The sequence below is a fragment of the Streptomyces sp. NPDC043878 genome, assembly GCF_056435735.1.
Genome location: NZ_JBWKDW010000034.1, coordinates 57,288 through 78,130 on the forward strand (window position 1 = coordinate 57,288; position 20,843 = coordinate 78,130).

The 20,843-nt window shown below is 72.1% G+C and carries 21 protein-coding genes; 8 read left to right on the forward strand and 13 right to left on the reverse strand.

The annotated features are described in order from the left end of the window. The first annotated feature begins 364 nt into the window (after nt 1-364). From AC07AZ_RS34320 to AC07AZ_RS34330, 3 genes are read left to right on the forward strand one after another with little or no spacing between them, the layout of a single operon-like run. A complete protein-coding gene (locus AC07AZ_RS34320; protein ID WP_478854654.1) occupies nt 365-1,297 on the forward strand; it encodes an alpha/beta fold hydrolase in 933 nt (310 codons plus the stop codon). Between the two features lie 16 nt (nt 1,298-1,313). Then, complete coding sequence (locus AC07AZ_RS34325; protein ID WP_478854655.1) at nt 1,314-1,553, forward strand: hypothetical protein; 240 nt, start codon at nt 1,314-1,316, stop codon at nt 1,551-1,553. Further along, on the forward strand, nt 1,553-1,930 hold the full coding sequence (locus AC07AZ_RS34330) for a toxin Doc (protein WP_478854656.1): 378 nt from the start codon (nt 1,553-1,555) through the stop codon (nt 1,928-1,930). The genes AC07AZ_RS34325 and AC07AZ_RS34330 overlap by 1 nt, the downstream gene beginning before the upstream one ends. A gap of 93 nt (nt 1,931-2,023) precedes the next feature. Here AC07AZ_RS34330 and AC07AZ_RS34335 read toward each other — a convergent pair whose 3' ends face one another. The 5 genes from AC07AZ_RS34335 to AC07AZ_RS34355 form a co-directional block, all read right to left on the reverse strand. Further along, nucleotides 2,024-2,392 carry a transglycosylase family protein gene (locus tag AC07AZ_RS34335; RefSeq protein WP_478854657.1) on the reverse strand — a complete coding sequence of 123 codons (369 nt, stop codon included), beginning with the start codon at nt 2,390-2,392 and terminating at the stop codon, nt 2,024-2,026. A 168-nt stretch (nt 2,393-2,560) separates the two neighbouring features. After that, nucleotides 2,561-4,135 (reverse strand): carbohydrate-binding protein, encoded by a 1,575-nt coding sequence (locus tag AC07AZ_RS34340; protein ID WP_478854658.1) that lies wholly within the window; start codon nt 4,133-4,135, stop codon nt 2,561-2,563. Nucleotides 4,136-4,481: 346 nt separating this feature from the next. Then, nucleotides 4,482-4,979, reverse strand: a complete 498-nt coding sequence (locus tag AC07AZ_RS34345; RefSeq protein ID WP_478854659.1) for an HIT family protein — start codon at nt 4,977-4,979, stop codon at nt 4,482-4,484. A gap of 280 nt (nt 4,980-5,259) precedes the next feature. Beyond that, nucleotides 5,260-6,738 (reverse strand): glutamate-cysteine ligase family protein, encoded by a 1,479-nt coding sequence (locus tag AC07AZ_RS34350; protein WP_478854660.1) that lies wholly within the window; start codon nt 6,736-6,738, stop codon nt 5,260-5,262. A 235-nt stretch (nt 6,739-6,973) separates the two neighbouring features. Next, on the reverse strand, nt 6,974-7,303 hold the full coding sequence (locus tag AC07AZ_RS34355; RefSeq protein ID WP_478854661.1) for an antibiotic biosynthesis monooxygenase family protein: 330 nt from the start codon (nt 7,301-7,303) through the stop codon (nt 6,974-6,976). A gap of 121 nt (nt 7,304-7,424) precedes the next feature. Between AC07AZ_RS34355 and AC07AZ_RS34360 the strand changes: the two genes are divergently transcribed. Next, a complete protein-coding gene (locus tag AC07AZ_RS34360; RefSeq protein ID WP_478854662.1) occupies nt 7,425-7,604 on the forward strand; it encodes a hypothetical protein in 180 nt (59 codons plus the stop codon). Between the two features lie 134 nt (nt 7,605-7,738). Here AC07AZ_RS34360 and AC07AZ_RS34365 read toward each other — a convergent pair whose 3' ends face one another. From AC07AZ_RS34365 to AC07AZ_RS34395, 7 genes are all read right to left on the reverse strand, one after another. Continuing rightward, a complete protein-coding gene (locus AC07AZ_RS34365; RefSeq protein ID WP_478854663.1) occupies nt 7,739-8,968 on the reverse strand; it encodes an MFS transporter in 1,230 nt (409 codons plus the stop codon). 70 nt (nt 8,969-9,038) lie between these two features. Continuing rightward, nucleotides 9,039-9,530, reverse strand: coding sequence for a cupin domain-containing protein (locus AC07AZ_RS34370; protein WP_478854664.1), 492 nt, complete (start codon nt 9,528-9,530; stop codon nt 9,039-9,041). After that, nucleotides 9,527-10,678: a PLP-dependent cysteine synthase family protein gene (locus AC07AZ_RS34375; RefSeq protein ID WP_478854665.1), complete on the reverse strand. Its 1,152-nt coding sequence runs from the start codon at nt 10,676-10,678 to the stop codon at nt 9,527-9,529. The genes AC07AZ_RS34370 and AC07AZ_RS34375 overlap by 4 nt, the downstream gene beginning before the upstream one ends. A 38-nt stretch (nt 10,679-10,716) precedes the next feature. Next, a complete protein-coding gene (gene epsC, locus AC07AZ_RS34380; protein ID WP_478854666.1) occupies nt 10,717-11,382 on the reverse strand; it encodes a serine O-acetyltransferase EpsC in 666 nt (221 codons plus the stop codon). Next, nucleotides 11,379-12,329 carry a DMT family transporter gene (locus AC07AZ_RS34385; protein WP_478854667.1) on the reverse strand — a complete coding sequence of 317 codons (951 nt, stop codon included), beginning with the start codon at nt 12,327-12,329 and terminating at the stop codon, nt 11,379-11,381. The genes epsC and AC07AZ_RS34385 overlap by 4 nt, the downstream gene beginning before the upstream one ends. 58 nt (nt 12,330-12,387) lie before the next feature. Next, nucleotides 12,388-12,612 (reverse strand): tautomerase family protein, encoded by a 225-nt coding sequence (locus AC07AZ_RS34390; protein WP_478854668.1) that lies wholly within the window; start codon nt 12,610-12,612, stop codon nt 12,388-12,390. A gap of 35 nt (nt 12,613-12,647) precedes the next feature. Further along, nucleotides 12,648-16,559 (reverse strand): non-ribosomal peptide synthetase family protein, encoded by a 3,912-nt coding sequence (locus AC07AZ_RS34395; protein ID WP_478854669.1) that lies wholly within the window; start codon nt 16,557-16,559, stop codon nt 12,648-12,650. Between the two features lie 344 nt (nt 16,560-16,903). Between AC07AZ_RS34395 and AC07AZ_RS34400 the strand changes: the two genes are divergently transcribed. Beyond that, nucleotides 16,904-17,812: a helix-turn-helix transcriptional regulator gene (locus tag AC07AZ_RS34400; RefSeq protein ID WP_478854670.1), complete on the forward strand. Its 909-nt coding sequence runs from the start codon at nt 16,904-16,906 to the stop codon at nt 17,810-17,812. A gap of 104 nt (nt 17,813-17,916) precedes the next feature. On the opposite strand, the gene AC07AZ_RS34405 is transcribed toward AC07AZ_RS34400, so the two are convergent. Beyond that, entirely contained in the window at nt 17,917-18,969 is a 1,053-nt protein-coding gene (locus AC07AZ_RS34405; RefSeq protein ID WP_478854671.1) for a transporter substrate-binding domain-containing protein, read from the reverse strand. Between the two features lie 1,029 nt (nt 18,970-19,998). Between AC07AZ_RS34405 and rpmG the strand changes: the two genes are divergently transcribed. The 3 genes from rpmG to ykgO all read left to right on the forward strand — a co-directional run bounded on the left by rpmG (nt 19,999) and on the right by ykgO (nt 20,731). After that, the gene (gene rpmG, locus AC07AZ_RS34410; RefSeq protein WP_478854672.1) at nt 19,999-20,163 is read left to right on the forward strand and encodes a 50S ribosomal protein L33; all 165 of its coding nucleotides are present in this window, start codon (nt 19,999-20,001) and stop codon (nt 20,161-20,163) included. Nucleotides 20,164-20,223: 60 nt separating this feature from the next. Next, entirely contained in the window at nt 20,224-20,487 is a 264-nt protein-coding gene (locus AC07AZ_RS34415; RefSeq protein WP_478854673.1) for a type B 50S ribosomal protein L31, read from the forward strand. Nucleotides 20,488-20,608: 121 nt separating this feature from the next. After that, nucleotides 20,609-20,731 carry a type B 50S ribosomal protein L36 gene (ykgO, locus tag AC07AZ_RS34420; RefSeq protein WP_478854674.1) on the forward strand — a complete coding sequence of 41 codons (123 nt, stop codon included), beginning with the start codon at nt 20,609-20,611 and terminating at the stop codon, nt 20,729-20,731. The last annotated feature ends 112 nt before the right edge of the window (nt 20,732-20,843 follow it).

Below are 20,843 nucleotides of genomic sequence, written 5' to 3' on the forward strand. Positions count from 1 at the left end.
AGGTGGGTGCCTCCCGCCCCCCGCGCAGTGACGAAGGCGGGCCCAGGGGGAAACCCCTCCCCTCTTCCTCCCCCTCCTTCTCCCTTGCCCTCCCCCCCCCCCCCCCCCCCGGGCCCCGGTGCGTGCGGGGTGCGGCGCCGCGGCCGGGCCGTGGGCCGGGCGGCCGACGCCGAGCGCTCGCGCGGGTGGTCGCCGCAGCCGGCCAAGGTCCACCGCGATGGACCGTGACAATGCGGACCGGCAGCCGTTAAGCGCATGTGAACACAGCCCCGCCCCCCGCGGCTTCGCCGACGTCGTACGAACGTCTCAGCCCGCGGCCTTGCGCGCGACAGGACCACGCCCCGACTGCCCCACGGAGCTGCCGGTGAACGGGAGCGGCGGCGAGTACCGGCTGGAGTTCGAGGGGTTCACGTACCTGTGCCGTGTCGCGGAGTCGGTCACCGCGGTCACCGAGCCCCTGGTCGTGGTGGGCGGCATGATGCAGGACCGCAACTCCTGGACCCCCTACGAGAAGTCGCTGCTTCCGCACCTCTCGCTGGTGACCATGGAACTGCCCGGTTTCGGAGCGGCCGACGCCCTGCCTCCCCGCTACGGGTACGACTTCCTCGCCGGGGCGCTGCGCCACCTGCTGGTCGAGCTGGACATCGGCTCCGCGAACCTGCTGGGCACGTGTTACGGCGGTGCGATCGCGTTGCGCTGCGCCCAGTTGTATCCGCGGCACGTGTCACGGCTGATGCTGGGGGCGATGACGGGACGCCTTCCGCCGTCGTATCTCGGCAGGATCCCGGAGTGGCGGAGGATGGTCGCCGAGGACCGGCGCGGCGAGCTCGCCGACAGTCTCCTGTCGACGTTCGTGTTGCCGCCCGACCGCCGTATCCCCCGGCACGCGGCCGTCTGGCGGATGCTGAGCCACCAGTTCCGCACGCAGAGCCGGCGGGACCTCGACAACGCGTCCGACCACAACGCCCGCCTGATGCTGCACGAGTGGTACCGGCCGGTCACCCTCGACGTGCCGGCGGTGGTCTACACGGGGGAGCACGACCACCTGACCACGCCCGGTCTGGGGCGGCAGCTGGCCCGGGACCTGCGCGCGCCCTTCGCGACCTTCCTCGACGCCGACCACATGTTCACCCTGGAGCAGGACGCCGCGCACGCCGACCTCATCGTGCGGTTCTGCACCGACCGGCCGCTGACGGACCTGCCCTACCTCAGTCCCGTGGAGCATCCGGCCGGAAAGGTGCCCGGACCGGGGCCGGCGGTCGGGGCGGGGGACGACTCTCGCGTCAGCGGCACCTAGTAGGTACCATCGGTGCATGCCATCGCTGAACGTGTCCTTCACCGACGAGGAACTCCAAGGAGTGCGGGCCGCCGCCGCGGCAGAGGGCAAGAGCCTCAAGCAGTACCTCCACGACCTCGGCGTGCGGGAGATGCAGCGCAGGCAGTTCGTCGCGGGCGCCGCCGGGTGGGCGGACCGGCTGCGCGCCGAGTTCGACGACGCCTTCCCGGACGAGGTACCGCCCGCCCGGCGTGACGACGGCTCCGCTGCCGCCTGATGCCTCTCTCCATCGACGTCTCGTGGCTGCTCGACGTCCAGGAAGCCGCGCTCGACCGTGAGGATCTCACCGTCGCGGACTACTCCGCGCTGGTGGCCGCCGTCGCCCGGCACAGGACCCGGCTTCCCACCCTGGCGGCCGCCGACCCGGACGCGGCCTGGCGCGCGGCGGCGCTGATGCACACCATCGTGCGCCTGGAGCCGCTTCCGTTCCGCAACAGCCTGTACGCCGCGTTCGTCGCGGCCCAGTACATGGACCAGTCGGGCGAGGGCATCGATCCGCCCTACGGCGCCCTCTCCGACCTTGTGCGCACGATCCGCGACAGCCGTGCCGGCGTCGAGCAGGTCGCCGAACGGCTGCGCTCCTGGAGGCTGTGACCGCGGCCGACCGGGGCACCCGCGGGGGCCGGGGGCTGCTCCGCCGCCCTCGCGCCGGCCGTTCGCGGGCGGGGCGGCCCGCTCACCGGAACCTCACGCGCAGGTCCAGGCGTTCATGCCCTGGAGTGCGGCGAGGCGGCGCGCCACCGCGATCTGCTCCTGCTTCGTCGCCAGGTCCGCCCGGGGGGCGTACCGCCGGCCGCCCGCGGCGACCCAGCTCGACTGCTTGAACTGGAGGCCGCCGTAGTGGCCGTTCCCGGTGTTCGCGTGCCAGTTGCCGCCTGCCTCGCAGCGCGCGATGGCGTCCCAGTCGGCGCCCAGGCCCGTGGGTGTCACGGCGTGGGCGGAGGGCGTCAGGACGGTGAGCAGCGCCGCGACCGGCAGGAACAGACCGAGGGCCACGTGGTGGACCGCTCTCGGCCCGGCCTGTTTTCTCGCATCAGGTGCGTGAGGTGAAATCATGTCAAGGGACGATAAAGGAGCTATCGGAATTTCATATGTATTTCGCGGCATACGCGTGATGCCGCGTCCGGGACCGGTCGCGGGCGCACCGCGTGTGCGCGACCCCGGTCCGCCGGCCGGGTGCGGGCCGGCGGACCGGGGTGACGGCACGGAGGGCGACCGGGTCGGTCAGGGGGTGACCGGCGTGCCGCCGAAGGTCACCACCAGGCGGCCGTCCGAGGCGTGGGACCAACCGAGGGCGCCGGTGTACGCGGAGCACCGGGAGCCGTTCGTACCGGACCAGAACTGGTTCGAACTGTCGGCGTCACCGACGGTCTTGTCGTTCGACCCGCTCCCGCTGCGGCACGAGGTGTTGTTGCGGAAGACCGAAGTCCCCTTGTCGAAGGAGAAGTTGCGCTGGGTGTTGTCGATGCTGACGTTGTTCGACACGGTCATCGTGCCGGGGTTGCTGTTGTAGGTGAACCCGTGCTTGCCGTTGTGGTAGGCGATGTTGCGCCGGACGATGTGGTTGACCGCGATGTCGTCGCCGCCGAGCTTGTAGCCGTTGCGGTCGCCGTTGGAGTTCACGGTGCCGTCGCTGAGGGTGCCGTTGTCGTAGGACAGGGAGTCCTCGATGGTCACCGGTCCGATGGCGCCGGTGTCGGTCTTGGTGTAGAGGTCCCAGCCGTCGTCGATGTTGTTGTGCGACACGTCGTAGCGGAAGATGTTCCCGCTGCCCACGGTGAGCTTCGCGGCGAAGCCGTCGGCGTCCTCGCCGTCGGAGTCGGCGTTGTCGTGCGACTCCGCGCTCAGCACGAGGTTGTTGGAGGGCCACTGGTCCTTGGGTGTGGTGGAGGCGATCCGCGACAGCTGCAGCCCGGTGTCCCGGTTGAAGCGCGTCACCGTGCGTTCGATGACGTTGTTGCTGCCGCCCACGAAGATGCCGTTGTCGCCGGCCCGTTCGACCACGAGCCCGGAGACGTGCCAGTACGACCCGTTCACGGCGAGCCCGCGGTTGGCCGGGTCCTCCGTCATGGCCGAGAAGTTGAGCACCGGTGTCTCGCCCGGATAGGCCGACAGGTTCGTGCGGGCGGCGGCGGTGCCGTTGTTGCCGGCCGGAATGGTCACCGTCTGGGCGTAGTTGTACGTTCCGCCGCGCAGGTAGATCGTCCCTCCGGAGGCGACGCGGGTGATCGCCGAGGCGAGTGTCGTCGGGGCGGACTGCGTGCCGGCCGCGCTGTCACTGCCGTTCGGCGCCACATACAGCGCGGTGGCGGACGGCGGCGTGGTGGTGTCACCGGTCTCGGCGTCGAGGTAGTCGATGTTGGGCAGGCCGCCCGTGCTGGTGGGGCTGATCCGGACGGCGTTGCCGCCCGCGGTCACCGGCACGGTGACCGTCTTCGTCGCCCATGTCCCCCAGGCGCCGGTGCTCTCGAAGGACACCGTCGTGGCGTTCGACCCGTTCACCGTGAGGGTCGCGGCCCGGGCGGCGGTGGCCCCGTTGGCGAAGCGGATCTTCAGCGTCGCCGTGCCGGCGGCCGAGGCGTTCACGGTGAACTGGACGTGCGCGCCTGCCGCGTTGGTGCCGTTGCAGAACCCGCTGCCCGAGTAGCCGGACCAGTCGGAGTCGATGGTGCCGGTGCAGACCGCCGGGGAACTCTCCGCCTCGTACCGCACGGACGCGGCCTGCGCCGTGGCGGGGGACAGCGCGACGAGTGTGCCGGCCAGCAGGCCGGCGGACGCGATGACTGGTCTCAGGTGCATCGTTCGTCTCCAGGTTCATGGGTTCGTCTGACCAGGGAGGGTGCTGAGAGCGGTGCTGGTCCGCCGTACGGCGACGGTCGCCGGGTGCGTCCGCGTCGCCGTAAGGGCGGCGTCACGCCCCTTTCCGTCACCGTTCGGGTGTGGCAGCGTGACAGGTCCGAGTACGTGAACAGGCCGCGAGGCCGGAGCACGCACTCGTAGGGAGAAAGCGCTTTCTCCCGACGCTAGAGGCTTGCCTGGGACGCGTCAACCGTCGTGTACATGATTATTGTTCACGAGCATGAACGGCTGACGTCGCCGTCCAGCTGCCGTACGCACCCCCCGGGAAGCGGCGGACCCGGCGGTTTCAGGCCGTCGCGTCCGTCGCGTTCGCCCTGCCCAGCGCGTCCAGTTCGGCGGCGATCGCCGCACGCAGCACGTCGTGCCGCGGGCCGAGCCGGGACCGCTCCTCGCTCCACCGCTCACGCGGATACAGCCACACCGGCGTGCCGACCAGCTCGGTGGGCTCCCACGCGTAGCGCGGCCAGACATGGGCGTGCAGGAACGGGTCGGTGTTGCCCAGGATCTCCAGGTTGACCCGGCGGAAGTCCGGGTCGAGCCGCCGGCAGGCCCGCTCCACCGCCTCGCCCAGGCGGTCCATGTCGGACAGGAAGGCCAGCCGCGCGGCTCTCGGCAGGTCGGACAGCCCCTGGACGCCCGGCTCATCGGCGAGCAGGACGCAGTAGCCCGGCAGGAACTGCACGTCGCCGATCACGGCGAAACCCGACTCGAGCCGTCGCAGCACGGTCGGGTTCTCGCCACGCAGTGCGGCCCCGACGCGATCCGTCCGCCAGTCGTCGGTCATGGCCCCAACCTACCCGCCGGTGATCATGGCGCCGCGGCCCGGTCGCCGGGGGTCCTCGCGTGCCGGCCGCGTCCGGTCAGCCGAGCCCCCACGCCCGCCCGGGCCGCGGCGCACAGGTTCACATCGAGGACGTAGGCCCCCGCCACCCCGCCCCGCTCACTGCCGCTGCCCGGGTCGACGGGCTCGCCGTGGCCCCTACCGGTGATTCCGTACGTCTCGACCGTCGTACCGCCGGAGGGGTCGCGTAACAACTGGCCCGACCGAGCTCAGCGGGGCCGCGTCAGTCGACCGGCCAGGTGTGGACCGGGGCGTTGAGATGCATGTAGTCGATGTACACCTGCGTCATCCTGCGCAGCGCCTCATGGCGGCCGGAACGGTCCGAGGACTCGATCGCGTGGAACATCTCCTTCTGCCAGACGGCCCCGTTCCGGCCCGTGACACAGCGCTGCTCGATGATCCCCAGCAGCGGCTCCCGCCAGGCCGCGTCCATCCCGGAGAGCTCCAGTCCCCGGTGCGCCAGCGGCAGCAGACGGCGCAGGACGAGTTCGGGCACCGGCACCTCACCCATACCCGGCCAGTACAGCAGCGCCTCGATACCGTGCCGCGCCGCCGTGTGCAGGTTGTCCTCGGCGGCCGGGAAGGACATCCGTGACCACACCGGACGGTCCTCCTCGACCAGGGCGCGGGTCAGGCCGTAGTAGAAGGCACCGTTGGCGAGGGTGTCGGCGACGGTCGGGCCGGCCGGCAGCACCCGGTTCTCCACGCGGACGTGCGGCTTGTCGTGGGCGATGGCGTAGACCGGGCGGTTCCAGCGGTAGATGGTGCCGTTGTGCAGGGTCAGTTCGGCCAGTTCGGGGATGTCGCCGCGGTCCAGGGTCTGCGCGGGGTCCTGTTCGTCGCACAGGGGCAGCAGTGCCGGGAAGTAGCGCAGGTTCTCCTCGAAGAGGTCGAAGACGCTGGTGATCCACCGCTCCCCGAACCACACCCGGGGCCGCACGCCCTGCACGCTGATCTCCTGCGGCCGGGTGTCGGTGGCCTGCTCGAACAGCGGGATGCGCGTCTCGTGCCAGAGCTCCCTGCCGAACAGGAACGGCGAATTCGCCGCCAGCGCGACCTGGACCCCGGCGATCGCCTGAGCCGCGTTCCAGTAGTCGGCGAACTCGTCCGGGGACACCTGGAGGTGGAACTGGGTGCTGGTGCAGGCCGCCTCCGGCGTGATCGTGTCCGCGTAGGTCCGCAGCCGGTCGACACCGTCCACCTCGATCCGCAGATCCTCACCCCGGGCCGCGAAGACCTGGTCGTTGAGCAGCCGGTAGCGGGGATTCTCCGACAGCGCGGCCTCACCGGCGTGCTCCTCCCGGAGGGTGGGCAGGATGCCGATCATGATCAGGCGGGCGTCGACCGACCGGGCGCGTTGCTCCGCGTGGTTCAGCGCGTCCCGGATCTCGGTCGCCCACGAGTCGGGGCCGCCCGCCGTGAGTCCGCGGGGCGGAATGTTGATCTCCAGGTTGAAGCGGCCCAGCTCGGTGGACCACGTCGGGTCCGCGATCGCCTCCAGCACGTCGCTGTTGCGCATGGTCGGCTCGGCCGCGTCGTCCACGAGGTTCAGCTCGATCTCCAGCCCCACCTGGGGCCGCTCGGACTCGAACCGTGACTCGCGCAGCATCTGGGCGAAGGCGTCGAGGCACTCCTGCATCTTGATCCGGTACCGGCGACGGTCCTCACGGGTGAAGACCACGGCCGGGACGTCCCGTCCCATCGGCCCTCCCGGGTTTCCCTCCTCGGACACCTTGCCCGTCCAGCGTCGCACCACTGGGCGGGGGTCACCAGGCGGGCGGTGCGGGGCGGCGCGGGCGGTACCGGGTGGGGCGGTGCGGCGGCAGCGGGCCGTGCCGGGCGAGGGGAGCGCCCCGGTCGCGGCGGGGCGGCCGGGGCGGGGGGCTCCGGGGGTACGCCCATCCCGACGTCCTCCGTGCCGCCGGTGACGGGCTTCGCTACGCGCTCTTCGGCGGGGTCTGCTGCACCACGTCGAAGGACCAGAGCGTGGAGCCGCTCGCCGCGGGCCGGGGGCGCTCACCGGAAGCCGTGTCGCCGCCCTGGTGGGCCGCCTTCATGGGGCCCTCCATCCACGCCTGGAAGGACGCCTCGTCGCGCCAGCGCGTGTAGACGAGATAGTCGTCGGTGCCCCCGGTGGGACGCAGGAGCTCGAACCACTCGAACCCGTCGGAGTTCTCCACGCTGTGGGCACGCGAGGCGAAGCGCTTCTCCAGCGTCTCCCGCTGCTCGGCGGAGACGGTCAGCACGTTGATCTTGACTACGCTCATACCCTCATCCTGCCGCACGACGACCGCGCACGGACGGGCGGCCCGGCGGGCGCGCCGGAGTCTGCGCCTCCCCGGTCGGACACTCCGTCGCGGGTGGTCTCGTGCTGGGGATGTCGCCGCGGTGTGGTCCGAACGGCTGGAACTGCCCGGATACGAGAGGCAGGGCGTACTGGGCCAGGGCGGTCTCGCCACGGTGTACCGGGCCTCCCGGCTTGCCGTGGGCCGCGAGGTGGCGCTCAAGGTGGACAGGAGGGCGCGCCGGCCGCGCCGCGCGACCGGCGGCGTTTCCTGCGGGAGGTGACCGCGGCCGGGCAGCTGTCCGGGCACCCGCACATGGTGTCGGTGTACGACGCCTGTGTCCTCGCCGACGACGGCCGTACATGGTGCTCAGCCTCTTCGGTGGGGCCGGCTGGCCGTCTCCGGTCCGCCCGGTGGTCACCCTCCGCTGTCCGGGACCGGGGGTCCGGGCGGGCGGCGCGCCGCGCGTGCCCCGGCCGCGTCCACCAGCACGGACGCGGCCAGGACGGCCGCCGCTGACGTGTAGAGGACGGACGCGCCGCCGGCGGAGAGCAGCGGGCCGCCCGCGAGTGAGCCGAGCCCGGTACCGGCGTCGAAGGCGATGTTCCAGGCGACGCCGGCCAGGCCGAGCCCGGCGGGGGTGTCATCGGCCGTATGGAGGAGAAGGACCAGGGTGGCGCTCTGCACGGCGCCGAATCCCGCGCCGAACGCGGCGGTGCCGGCCAGCAGCAGGGCCGGGTGGTGCGCGGCGCCCGCGGCGGTGCCGAGTGCGGCGAGGAGAGCGGCAGGTACCAGTACCGGCCGACCGTCGTAGCGGTCGATGAGCCATCCCGCGCCGAGCCGGGCCAGCACGGTGGAGACCTGCGCGGTCAGCAGCGCCCCCGGTGCGGCCGGCGCGGTCAGCGGGAGGAACGTGAAGACGACGCCGTAGGCCGTGGTGGAGGCGATCTCCACCAGGAGGAGTCCGGTCATCGGGCGCAGCGCCTTCCACGGCGGACCCCCGGGGCGCGGGCGGGAAGTCCGGGCCGGGCGCGCGGGTGTGGGCGCGGGCGGAAGGCAGAACGATCCGACGACGACGAGGGCGGACGCGCCCGCGGCCAGGGCGAAGGTGAGCGGGTAGGCGTCCCGCCGGGCGAGGGCGATGCCCAGCGGGGCGCCGAGTACTCCGGCGACACCGACCACGGCGCCGTACCACCCCATGGCCCGCCCGCGGTTGCCGGGCGGGAACAGCTCGGCGGTGAAGGTGACACCGGCGACGACGAAGACGCCGAAGCCGAGACCGCGTACGACCGTGAGGCCGAGGAGCGCGGTCAGTGTGGTCGCCGCGGGCAGGGCCGGACAGGGCAGGGTGAGCAGCGCGCCGCTCGCCGCGAGGGAGCGCCGCCGGCCCAGCCGTGCGAAGAGCCACGGCGTCAGCGGCTGGACGGCGAGCGTGGCCGCCATCAGCGTGCCGGTGAGCGCTCCGGCGCCCGCGGGACCCGCGCCGGAGCGCACCGCGTAGGCCGGTAGGGCGGACAGCAGCAGGTTGAAGCCGGCGAAGCCGCCGAACGCGGCGAGCAGCGTGCCGCCGACCGCCGCCCGCCCGCGCCGTGAGGAGACGGACGGGCGGCGGCCGGCGGGCGCCGGGGAACGGGCGGGCGTGCTCACCCGCACCCGCCCGCGCGGGCCGCACGCCTTCGCGTCGTGCGGCCCGTCGGTGCCCCGGCCGGGGCGGGGGTCAGTGCCGGCCCCATCCCGGGACCGTCCCGTCGACGGTCAGCTCGTATTGGTCGTAGCGGGACATCAGGTCCAGCAACTCGTCCTCGGTGGGCCGGTTGCCGTCGGCGTACAAGTCGGCGAGGCCCCGGAAGTAGTCCTCGCGATCCTTGGCCGGGGTGAAGATGATGAGCATGGTCGCCTGGTCCTCGTACGGGTTGCGGAAGCCGTGCGACATGCTCTCGGGCACGTTGACGAAGGTGCCGGGCCTGGCGGGGAAACTGCGGCCGTCGAGATGCAGTTCGACGGTGCCGTGCAGGACGTAGAACGCTTCGAGCTGCTCCTTGTGTATGTGCGGCGAGGCTCCGGGAGCGCCCGGGTCCATGCGGTGTTCGAAGAGCCCGAGGCGGTTGTCGGTCTCCCCGCCGACCGCCTTGAACGTGGTGTTGGTGGTGGTGCCGATGTCGACGGACTCGCCCTCGCCGGGCAGGACGATGCGGGGAAGCTGGGTCATCGGGCGAGCTCCTTCGAGTGGGTAGGACCGGTGGGTTCGGTGGGGTCCACGGGGCGTGCGCGGTCGGCGGCCGGGTCGTCGGCGGCCGTCTCCAGCCAGGACAGGTAGCGCTCTCCGGTGTCCGGGAAGATCGTCACGAGGGTCTGGCCGGCGTGCTCCGGGCGGGCGGCGAGCACCCGGCAGGCGTGGGCGGCGGCGCCCGAGGAGACACCCACCAGCAGGCCCTCCGTACGGGCCAGCAGCCGGGCGGTGTCGAAGGCCGCCGCGTCGGAGACGGTGAGCACCTCGTCGATCAGCGCGGTGTCGGTGGTGTCGGCGACGAAGCCGCCGTTGAGGCCCGGAATGCGGTGCAGGCCGCCCCAGCCCGCACTGAGCACCGGCGAGCGTTCGGGTTCCACCGCGACCACCCGCAGACCGGGCCGGCGCTCCTTCAGATAGCGGGCGGTGCCGCTGAGGGTCCCGCCGGTGCCGACCCCGGCGACCAGCACGTCCAGCCGGCCGCCGGTGTCGGCCCAGATCTCGGGCCCGGTGGTGGCGTAGTGCGCGGCCACGTTGTCGGCGTTCTCGTGCTGGCGGGCGAACCAGGAGCCGGGGCGGGCCCGATGGATCCGCTCGGCTTCCTCGATGGCCGCGGTGTAGCCCTCCTCGGCCGGGGTCAGCACCACCTCGGCGCCGAACGCCCGCAACAGCTGGACGCGTTCACTGGTGGCGCTGTCCGGCAGCACGATGACACAGGCGTAGCCGCGGGCGGCGCTCAGTGCGGCCAGCGAGATGCCGGTGTTGCCGGACGACGCCTCGACGACCGTCCCCCGGCCCCGGGTGAGCAGGCCGCGCCGCTCGGCGGCCTCGATCATGTAGAGGCCGGTGCGGTCCTTCACGCTGGACAACGGGTTGGCGCTCTCGAGTTTGGCGTACACGGTGGTGCCGGGGGTGCCGGGATCGATGCGGACCAGCGGGGTGCGGCCGATCAGGGCCTCCAGCGAGCCGGCCGGCGCGCGGCCGGTCGCCGGGGGTGCGGGGGCGGCGGAATCCGGGGGTGCCGATGCTCTCGGGGATGCGGGGACGGCCGTTTCCGGTGGTGGGGCAGCGGTCGTCTCGGGCGCTGTGCCGGTGCCGGTGTCGGTGGGGACGGGTGTGTCGGCGGTCATGGCTCATTCCTCCGTCGGCGGCGGTGGCCGCCGGGTCGTCACCAGGCGGGGAAGACGGTGGCCGTCACGGACGCCCGGGCCGGGCCCGCCAGGGCGGAGCCCGGGGGCAGGTCCGGGGCGGGGCGGTACGGCGGCGGCCGTCGTACGGTGGGCCGCCGGGGGATCGCGGCCGGGGCGAGCACCCGGCTGCCGCCGGGCACGTCCCCGATCACCAGCGCCTGGGCGCCGATGACACTGTCGTCGCCGACGGTCACGGGGCCCAGCACGGTGGCGTTGGCGCCGATCACCACACGGTCGCCCACCACCGGGTGGCGGCGGTCGCCGGCCGGGCGGTGCTGGTCGTGCCACCACCCGGTGGAGCCGAGGGTGACCTGGTGGAAGAGCGTCACGTCGTCCCCGATCACGGCGGTCTCGCCGATCACGACGCCCGTGCCGTGGTCGATGAAGAAGCCGCGGCCGATCCGGGCACCGGGGTGGATCTCCACCCCGCCGGACGCCACCCGTGCCGCGTTGGACAGCAGCCGGGCGGTGCGGCGCAGGCCGCGGCGGTGCAGACGGTGGGCGATCCGGTGTCCCCAGACGGCGGGCAGCGCCGGGTGCAGCAGGGCTTCGCCGCGGCTGAGCACGGACGGGTCCCGGCCGCGGATCGTGTCGAGGTCCGCGACGGCCGACCGGTACCAGCCGGGTGCCGTCGGCCGCCTCACCGCCGTTCCTCCGCGGTCCCCGCGGAGGTGGGCACGGGCGCGGAGGCGGGCGGCGAGGTCCGGGCGGGACGGCGGAGCTGACCGAGGCGGTTCTCCGCGTAGCCCATGCCGATCAGCACGATCACGCCGCCGGCCAGCAGGTTCCACGACACCGACTCGCCGAGCGCGACGGCACCGATCAGGACGGCGGCGACCGGCACGACGTAGTTGACCGCGGAGGCGTTGGTGGCGCCGATGTCGTTGATGAGCCGGAAGTACAGCACGTAGGCGAGGCCGGTGCTGAACAGGCCGAGGAAGAGGATGCTGAGGGTGACCCTGCCGGTGAAGTGCATGGTGTGCCAGGTCAGGAAGGGCAGGGCGATCGCCATCAGGACGGCGGCGGCCAGGAGTTGGGACGCCGCGGCGGCGAGCGGAGCCAGCGCGCGCGGGGTGAGGAACTTACGGACGTACACATAGCCGGTGGCGTAGCTGAGCGCGGCGCCGAAGCAGGCGGCGCGGCCGGCGAGTGAGCCCGTGGAGCTGGACCAGGGGCCGATCACCACGACCACGCCGAGGAAGCCGAGCGCCAGACCAATCGTCTTGCGGGCGGTGGCCCGTTCTGCGGGCAGCACGGCCGTGGCGACGCCGAGGGTGAGCAGCGGGGTGGCGCCCACCAGGACGCCGGCCAGGCCGGCGCCGGTGCTGCGCTCGCCGTAGGACAGCAGCAGGAAGGGCAGTACGTTGCCGAAGAGGGCGGCGGCCGCCACGTGCCCCCACAGGCCGAGGCCCCTGGGCAGTCCGACGCGGCGCAGGGCGGCGAGGGCCAGCAGCACGGTGGTGCCCAGCAGCAGCCGGGCCAGGACGAGCTGGCCGGGGGTCAGGCCGTGCAGTGACGCCTTGATGAAGGTGAAGCTGCTTCCCCACAGGGTGGCTTGGAGCAGGAAACGTGCGACGGTCGCGTTCTTCACAGGGGGTCCTTCGGTGGGTGAGCGGTGCGGGTGCGGCCGGCCCGGCCGGAGCCGGGGGTCAGTGGGTGGGGGCCTTCACCAGCAGTTCGGCGCGGCCGACGATCTCCGGTGTGTGGACCTGTCGTTGCCAGTCGGCGGCGTCGACCGGTTCCAGCGCGATGGACACCACACCCTCGTCGACGCCGAAGGCGGTGGTCACCGCGTCGGTGACGGCCGTGACGAGGGCCGTGCGGCGCGCGGCGTCGAGGTCATGGGGGAAGTGCCTGATGGTGACGTGGGGCACGGGGTGCTCCTTCCGAGCGGTGGGAGGGTGTCTGGTCAGTGGTCGTGGAGCCGGCGGATCGCGGCGGACAGTTCGCGTACGCCGGGGTCGCGGAGCAGCCCGTAGTGGTCGGCGTCCAGGGTGACGATCAGTGGCGGGCGCGTGGACCAGCCCGTGACGCCCTCGATGAACGAGTAGTCGTCGCCTCTGGCCTTGAAGATCCGCACCGGGGCGCTGACGCGGCGGTCCAGGAGTTCGGCGAAGGTGTAGTCGAAGCTGTAGGTGAGGCGGACGATGTCGATGACCCGCCGGACCAGTTCGGGCCCCAGGTGGGGGTGGCGGTCGCTGATGAAGCGGGCGAAGGAGTCCGGGCCGGTGGCCTCCGTCAGGCAGTGCGCCAGCTCCTCGCCGCCGATGGTGCCGGTGAAGACCGAGTACAGGATGGTCAGGAACGCGGTGTCGTCCCACCCCGCCGCGCGGTCGCCCGCACCGGGGGCCGTCGCGCGGGTCGCGTGGCCGGCCGGGAGGCGGGGTGAGCCCGGTGCGATCAGGTTGAGGTGGTCCACCCGGTGGCCGGCCGCCTCCAGCTGGCAGGCGGTCTCGAAGGCGACCCGCGCGCCGAAGGAGTAACCCCACAGCGAGTACGGGCCCTCCGGCTGGGCGCGCCGGATCAGTTCCGTGTCGGCGGCGGCCATCGCCCGGATGGTCGGGTACGGCGTCTCGCCCTCGTTGACTCCGTGGGCCTGGACGCCGAGGAAGGGCCGGTCGCCACCCAGTTCCCCGGCCAGCGTGCGCAGGTTCATGGGGTAGCCGCCGAGGCCGGGCCAGCAGAACACCGGCCGGCCGGTGCCGGGGCGGACCGGGCCGCGCAGCGGGACGAGCCGGGACAGCCCGGCCGCCGGGCCCCGGGAGCGGCCTGTCCGCTCGCGCTCGATCGTCCGGGCCAGTTTCTCGACGGTCGGTGACCCGAAGACGACCTGGAGCGGCAGCGCGGTGCCGAACTCCCTGTTGAGACGGTTGACGAGGGCGACCGCGACCAGTGAGTTGCCGCCCGTCTCGAAGAAGTCGTCGAGGACCGACGCCTCCTCACGGTGCAGCAGCTTCTGCCACAGCGCGGCGACCCGCTTCTCGGTGACGGTGCGTGGCGCGGTGAACGGCCGGTCCGGGGAGCGCTGGGCACCGGCGTCCAGGCGCTCCAGGGCACGGGCGTCGATCTTGCCGTTGGGGGTCAGCGGGAGGGCGTCCAGCACGGTGACCCGGTTGGGCACCATGTAGTCCGGCAGGAACGCGGCCAGATCGTCTTTGATCATCTCCGCGGGGCCGCGCATGTGCACGACGTCCTCCCGCATGCCCTCGGCGCGCCGTTGTTCGTCGCTGACCCGGCCGGCGACGAAGAAGTACGACGGTCCGGTGGGCCGGCCGGCCGCGGCGAGGATCCGGTCGAGGCGCCGGGCGGAGGGCAGCGGGTTGCCGGTCTTGGAGCTGTAGCCCGAGGACATCAGGCCGATGCCGAGGTCGTTGAGCTGGAGCCGCTGGAGTTCCCGGCCCAGCGCCACATAGCGCAGCCAGTGCGGCCCCGACGGGCTGATCACACTGATGCCGAGGTCCGCCCGGTCGTACACCTCCTGGTTGATGGCGATGACGTGTTTTTTCAGCACCCGTTCGTCGGAGATCAGGCGCAGGTCGCCGCCGGTCCAGGCGTACTGTCCGGCGGGCAGGCCGGCGACCCGCCCGGGGTGGGCCTGCACGTACACGTCGAGGGGGAGCTCCGTGGCGGAGGGGTCGGTGTCGGACGGGACGATGCGGAAGCTGCCCAGGTAGTAGTCCTCGTCAGGGAGGTCCAGGCGGTCGCGGAACGCCGCGTCGTAGGTGTCCGCAACGACCCGCAGGCCGTGGCGGGGCAGTACGTCGTCGAAGAGTCCGAGCATGTGCCCGGTCTCTATCTCCAGGACCTCCTGGATGTTGTTGCGGTAGACCGGCTCGATCGCCCGGCGTCTCCCGGTGAAGTGCAGCCGCATCTCCGGGCGGCCGGTGGCCGTCCGCCCGCTCAGCAGGTGCAGCCGGTGGTCGACGGGATGGTAGTAGGAGAACCCCGGCGGGAGCCCGGCGACGCCCTCGTGCTCCAGGTGGAGTTGGGTGGCGTAGAGCGAACCGGGCGACGCGTAACCGTACTTGGGCAGGAGCCGCTCGGTGCTGCGGTACTGGCCGAAGTAGCGCAGGATGTGCCCCCACTCGGCCGGCTCCAGCTCCTCCACCCGGCGGGACCCCGCACTGGGCACCCGGCGCTCCAGCAGTCGCAGGATGTCGTCCCTGCCGAGGCCGCCGCCCTCGAAGAAGCGGTACGTCTTGCGGCCGAAGACCAGCGCGCGCTGCTCCGGAGTCGGTTCGTGGCCGGGCAGCACGGTGGCCGGGCGGCCGCTCAGCTCACGGGGGCCGCGTACGCCCTCGCCGGAGAGCTGGGCGCGGACCTGGAGCTTGCCGACCTTGGACCGGTGGTGGGCCCCCTGACTGCCCTGGTCCATCAACGCGGCCTCGGCGGGGTCGAGTTCGATGAACGACAGCAGGTTCTGATGGCCGGTGGCCGGGTCGTCGGCCACGATCACCGCGGCCTTGCGGACCCAGTCGTGCGTCTCGATCCGCAGCCTGATCTCGTCCAGCTCCACGCGGTAGCCGCGCAGCTTGACCTGCGTGTCGGCGCGCCCGACGTACTGGGCGGTGCCGTCGGTGTTCCAGTAGGCCAGATCGCCGGTGCGGTACAGCCAGCCGCCCCGGCCCCGGGCCGCGTAGGGACTGTGCACGAACCGGTCGGCGGTCAGGTCGGGCGACAGGAGGTAGCCGCGGGTGAGCTGGTGGCCCCCGACATGCAGCTCACCGATCTCGCCGGCCGCGACCGGAACACGGCGGTCGTCGAGGATCAGGTACTCGGTGTTCGCGGCCGGGGTACCGATGGACACCGCCCGCGGGCCCTCGCGTAAGGCGGCCGGATCGACCGTGTACGACGAGGAGTTGATGGTGCACTCGGTCGGGCCGTACAGGTTGACCAGCGAGACGTGGGGCAGCGCCTGCGTGCAGCGCAGCGCCAGGTCCCGGGAGAGGACCTCGCCGCCGCTGAAGATCCGCTCCAGCGAGGCGAACCGGTCCGGCTGCTCGGTGTCCAGCAGCGCCTGGAGCAGGGTCGGCACGCACTGGAGGGTGGTGATCCGGTGCCGGGCGACGTGCTCGGCGATACGGTCCGGGTCCCGGTGCAGACCGGGCTCTCCCAGGACGACGGTGCCGCCGCAGGCCGGAGCCAGCAGCTCCCACTGGGCGGCGTCGAAACTGGTCGGCGTCTTCTGCAGCACCCTGCTGCCCGCGTCCAGCCCGTGCACGTCGTGCAGCCAGCGCAGCTGGTTGGCCAGCGACCGGTGCTCGATCATCACGCCCTTGGGCCGTCCGGTACTGCCCGAGGTGTAGATGACGTACGCGAGATGGTGCGGCTGCGGACCGGGACCGTCCTCGTGACCGGTCGCGGGGCGGGTGGCGGCGAACTCCCGCGCGTCGGCCAGGGTGACCAGCCGGGTCGACGCCGGCGCCAGCTCTCGCAGCCGGGAGCGCAGCTCGGGCTGGACGAAGACGATCGCGGCCCGGGAGTCCTCGATCATGAACCGCAGGCGTTCCGCCGGGTAGTCGGGGGACAGGGGCAGGTAGGCGCTGCCGGCCCGCAGAATGCCCCAGGTGCCGAGGGCGAGGTCGAGCGACGGCGCGGCGAACACCCCGATCCGGTCGTCGGGAGCCGCCCCGAGATGGCGCAGGTAGTCGGCCACCAGCGTGCTGTCGGCCACGAGCCGGCGGTAGGTGAGGGACCGGTCACGGTGTACGACGGCGATCTCGTCCGGGCGTGACCGCAGCTGCTCCGCCAGCAGATCGGGAATCGTCTCACCGGCACGGGTGGTGGTGATGCGGACGTCTTCGAGTTCCGTGGTGGGCATGGTCCTGTCTTTCGATGCGAGGGAAGGGCGGACGGCGTCCGACGCGCATTTCCTTATCGGGTCACGGGATCGGTCGGCTTTCCTCGATTCAAGAGGCGGGCCAAGAGAAGTGGCCTGATTCGGTGCCCTGTGAATCCTGCCCGCGGGAGCCACTTGTTTTCAACTACTCTCGGGCGTCATCATGCTGCAGGCAGCAAACTGCAACGGGGGTCAAAATGGACAAAGCGCATTCGGCGGCCGCTCCGGGAGCGGAATGGGAACTCGGCCCGACGCATCTCCAGATCTACAAATGGGCGGTCTCCCGACCGTTTGTTTCGGTTTCCGGAACGGCGGATGTCCTGGGTTTGACGGAGACCGACGCGAGGCAGGGCATCGAACACCTGGAACTGGCGCATCTGCTGGAGAAACACGAGAACGGCGGCGGAGGCACCGAATCCGCGCGGGGTGCGTCGGAAGAATGGCGCTGGCGCGCACTCGACCCACAGATCGCCGCGTCCCGGCTGGCGTCCACGGAATCGAGACTGCGCCGGGCCGTGGCCGATCTGGACACGTCACGCCGGCAACTGGACGACCTGTCGGGCCTGTACGCCGTCCTCGGCGGGAACGCGACGACACGGCATTCCGTCGCCGTCTTCGGGAAGCGGTCGGCGGTGGCGTCCCTGCTGGACGAGGCGAGCCTCGCCTGCCGGGACGAGATGGTGAGCTGCCGGCCTGACGGCGCACACCCGGACGAGCGGTTCGAGCCGGAGGCGGCCCGGGACCTGGCCCTCCTCGCACGCGGCGTGGGGGTGCGGGTCCTCCTCCGGCACACAGCGCGCCACCACCCGCTGACCCGGGCGCACGTGGAGCGCATCACCGCGGCCGGAGCCGAGGTGCGCACCGCGCCCGAACCCTTCGGCCGTCTGACCGGTTTCGACCGTTCGGTGGGGTTCATCCCGCATCACTCGCTGCCCGAGGGGGCCGCGGTGATCCGGGACTCCTCCACCCTCTCCTTCCTCTACGGAGTCTTCGAACAGGCGTGGGACCTGGCGGAGCCCTTCGACGCGCCGCTCGGCGAACCGGCGCGCGACGAGCTGCACCGCACGATCCTGCGGCTGCTCGGCGAGGGCATCCGCGACGAGACGATCGCCCGCCGCCTCGGCATGTCGCTGCGTACCTGCCGGCGCCACATCGCCGAGATCTTCACGGACATGGGCGCCAGGAGCCGCTTCCAGGCCGGCTATCTCGCGGGGCGGCGGGGCACCCCGGACTGACCGCGCTCCCGTTGCGGGAGCGCGGGGTGCCGGTCGGGAACACCGGTCGGGAACGCGGGTGCGGGTCAGGAACGGGGGTGCGGGTCAGGAACGCGGGGCGCCGGTCACGAATTGGTCAGCGGCAGCCCGGGCGGATTCACCTTGGAGACCTCGACGGCCTCGTTGGAGAGATTCCACGCTTTCAGCCATTTCGCGTACTGGCCGCTCTCGACGAGATGGTTGATGGCGTCGGATATCGGCCGAGCCAGTCCGCTGCCCGATTTCGCGGTGGCGGCGATCAGTCCCTGGAGGGTCTCTCCCGCTCCGGAGAACTTGCCCGCGTTACGGGTCGGGTTGGCGGACTTCGCCGACCGGGTCACGTGATAGGCGATGGAGGGGTTGGGGCCGAAGAAGGCGTCGATCTTCCCGCCGTAGAGCGCGAGATATGCGCTGTTGTTCTCCGGGAAGTACTTGACGGTCAGCTTCTTGTCCTCCTTCTTCAGCTTCTTCTGCCATTCCAGAAGTATCTTCTCCTGGTTGGTTCCCGCGCCCACCGCGACCGTCTTTCCGGCCAGGCTGCCGTATGTTCCGTCGAAGTTCCACCTGTCGCTGCCCAGAACCTCGAACGCCAGGTTGTCCTGCCGGTAGGAGGCGAACTCGTACTTCTTCTTGCGTTCCTCGGTGACGGTGATGTTCGAGAAACCCACATCCGTCTTGCCGCTGTCGATACCGACGAACAGGTTCTCCCAGGTCGAGTTCCGCAACTCGGGTTCGAGGCCGAGTGCCGCCGCGATGAGCCGCCCGAAGTCCGGCTCGACGCCGGTGAGCGTCTTCTGGTCGTCACCGATGAAGTTCAACGGCACCGAGCCGGCCGGCAGCGCCCCGATACCGATGACCAGCTTGCCGCGGCGGATCACGGACTTGGGCAGTTCCGCCCTGATGGACGCGACCGCGGACACCTCTATGTCCGTCTGTCGTGCGGCGCCGTTGGAGTGCTGTCCGACGGTCACCACCTGCGACGAACGGGCCGCTCCCGCCGGGCTGTCGGCCTCGCTGTCGTTGCCGCACGCCGTCAGGGCCGCCGCGAGCGCGAGGGCCGCGCTCCCCGTGACGACACCGCGGAGGAACCCGCCGGGTGACCGGAGTCCGCGCGGGAACCGGGGGATGAGCATGATCATGGCCGTCCTTCGTGAGGAGGGACCTCCCGGGCGGGCGCGGCGGGAGAGGGATGCGGTGGGAGAGGGGTGCGGTGGGCGGGGGCCGGTGCTTTTGGGTCCGGTGCGGCGGGGTGGGGAGCCGTGCCGTGGGCTGGGCGGGGGAGCTGCCTGGCGGCTGGTCGGCGCCGGCTTCGCGCGGCGGGGCCCACTGCGACCGACCGGGAGCGCGCTCGTGCGACGGTCGGGGCGCTCGGGCTGCCGGGCCGACGCTTTCTGCGCTTGCGTCAGCCGACTTGACCGGACCTGCCCGGACCGGACCTGCCCGGACGACCTGACCGGACCTGACCGGACCTGACCGGTCCGGCACGGTTTCATCCGGTTCGGTTCGGTTCGGATCGAGTCTGCGGGCTGCATGAGGGCGGGCGCGGGCGGTGTGAGGGCGAGCGCGTGGCGCGCCGGAGAAGCCGGCTCGCGCGGCTCGCACTGGGGCGTCAGGGCGCTGCGCGACGCCCCGAGGCGACTCAGAGAGCCGTGCTGAGCCCCCGTGCGACACGGTCGGTGCTACAACACGGCGCGCTGTCGACGCGCCGACGGCGGGTGCAGCGGTCCAGCCCCGCCGGTGTACGACCGTGACGGTGCCCCACGACCATCCCGGGACCTGCGCACATCGCTACCACCGTCGCCTGACTGCCCCCGCGGGCCTCGCATGCCGATCGAACACCTGATCCCCTGGACGGGTCGGCGCCGCCAAACTGACATGCCCCAAGCCCGAAGTCAACGCCCGTCGAGGCGTCCTGCCAGGTCACGCCCACGTTGTTCATGACGCTGCAACACCGCTGCAGAAAAGGCGAGTTGCTCCGGGCGGTGGGACACGTTCGCCGGCGGGCGTCGTACGTCCTCGGTGCGGCTCGACACGCGTCGCCGACGGCGGATTCCGGGTCCCTGATGCCGCCGGCCGGGCCGGGAATGCATCGCCGGGGGGTGGTGTTCTCCTCCATGTAGCTGGCATGCACCGCTCAATGTCGGCGATGTGGGTGAAAGGAGTACCTCATGGCACGCAGCACCGCGCGTCCCGTCGTGAAGCTGAAGTCGACCGCCGGGACCGGCGTCACCTATGTGACGCGCAAGAACCGCCGCAACGACCCCGACCGGCTCGTCCTGCGCAAGTACGACCCGGTGGTCGGGGAGCACGTCCCCTTCCGCGAGGAACGCTGAAGCACCCCTGTCCGTCCGCGCCCGCGGGCGCGGACGGCGGGACGATGAGGAAGGAACACCATGAGGTCCACCATTCATCCCGTCTCCAGGGCGGTCGTCTTCCGTGACCGTGCCGCAGACGCGGCATTCCTGACCCGCTCCACCCTGGACTCGAACCGGTCGGTCGAGTGGGAGGACGGCAACACCTACCCGCTGGTCGACGTCGAGATCTCGTCGGCGAGTCACCCCTTCTACACCGGTAAGACGCGGGTCCTGGACACCGCGGGCCGGGTGGAGCGCTTCGAGCGCCGCTACGGCCGTCAGGCCGCGGCGACCCGGCACTGATCACAGGCCGAGGACCGGGAGGTCGGGGCCGAGGACACCCGGCCAACGGTCGAACGCCGAGGACCGACCGCCAACGGCCGAACGCGATGGGCCGAGGGTCGAGCAAGAGGAGAGCAGAGCTGTGAAGGTACGCAATTCGCTGCGCGCGCTGAAGTCCAAGCCGGGCGCCCAGGTGGTTCGCCGACGGGGAGTGGTCTTCGTCGTGAACAAGAAGAACCCGCGCCTCAAGGCCCGCCAGGGCTGACAGCGCCCCACTGATCGGGCCGGGGGGGGGGGGGGGGGGGGGGGGGGGGGGGGGGGGGGGGGGGGGGGGGGGGGGGGGGGGGGGGGGGGGGGGGGGGGGGGGGGGGGGGGGG

Coding starts and splice junctions, on each gene's coding strand:
- AC07AZ_RS34325 (WP_478854655.1), top strand. CDS start 1,314: ATGCCATCGCTGAACGTGTCCTTCACCGACGAGGAACTCCAAGGAGTG.
- AC07AZ_RS34330 (WP_478854656.1), top strand. CDS start 1,553: ATGCCTCTCTCCATCGACGTCTCGTGGCTGCTCGACGTCCAGGAAGCC.
- AC07AZ_RS34335 (WP_478854657.1), bottom strand. CDS start 2,392: ATGATTTCACCTCACGCACCTGATGCGAGAAAACAGGCCGGGCCGAGA.
- AC07AZ_RS34340 (WP_478854658.1), bottom strand. CDS start 4,135: ATGCACCTGAGACCAGTCATCGCGTCCGCCGGCCTGCTGGCCGGCACA.
- AC07AZ_RS34345 (WP_478854659.1), bottom strand. CDS start 4,979: ATGACCGACGACTGGCGGACGGATCGCGTCGGGGCCGCACTGCGTGGC.
- AC07AZ_RS34350 (WP_478854660.1), bottom strand. CDS start 6,738: ATGGGACGGGACGTCCCGGCCGTGGTCTTCACCCGTGAGGACCGTCGC.
- AC07AZ_RS34355 (WP_478854661.1), bottom strand. CDS start 7,303: ATGAGCGTAGTCAAGATCAACGTGCTGACCGTCTCCGCCGAGCAGCGG.
- AC07AZ_RS34370 (WP_478854664.1), bottom strand. CDS start 9,530: ATGACCCAGCTTCCCCGCATCGTCCTGCCCGGCGAGGGCGAGTCCGTC.
- AC07AZ_RS34375 (WP_478854665.1), bottom strand. CDS start 10,678: ATGACCGCCGACACACCCGTCCCCACCGACACCGGCACCGGCACAGCG.
- AC07AZ_RS34395 (WP_478854669.1), bottom strand. CDS start 16,559: ATGCCCACCACGGAACTCGAAGACGTCCGCATCACCACCACCCGTGCC.
- AC07AZ_RS34405 (WP_478854671.1), bottom strand. CDS start 18,969: ATGATCATGCTCATCCCCCGGTTCCCGCGCGGACTCCGGTCACCCGGC.
- rpmG (WP_478854672.1), top strand. CDS start 19,999: ATGGCACGCAGCACCGCGCGTCCCGTCGTGAAGCTGAAGTCGACCGCC.
- AC07AZ_RS34415 (WP_478854673.1), top strand. CDS start 20,224: ATGAGGTCCACCATTCATCCCGTCTCCAGGGCGGTCGTCTTCCGTGAC.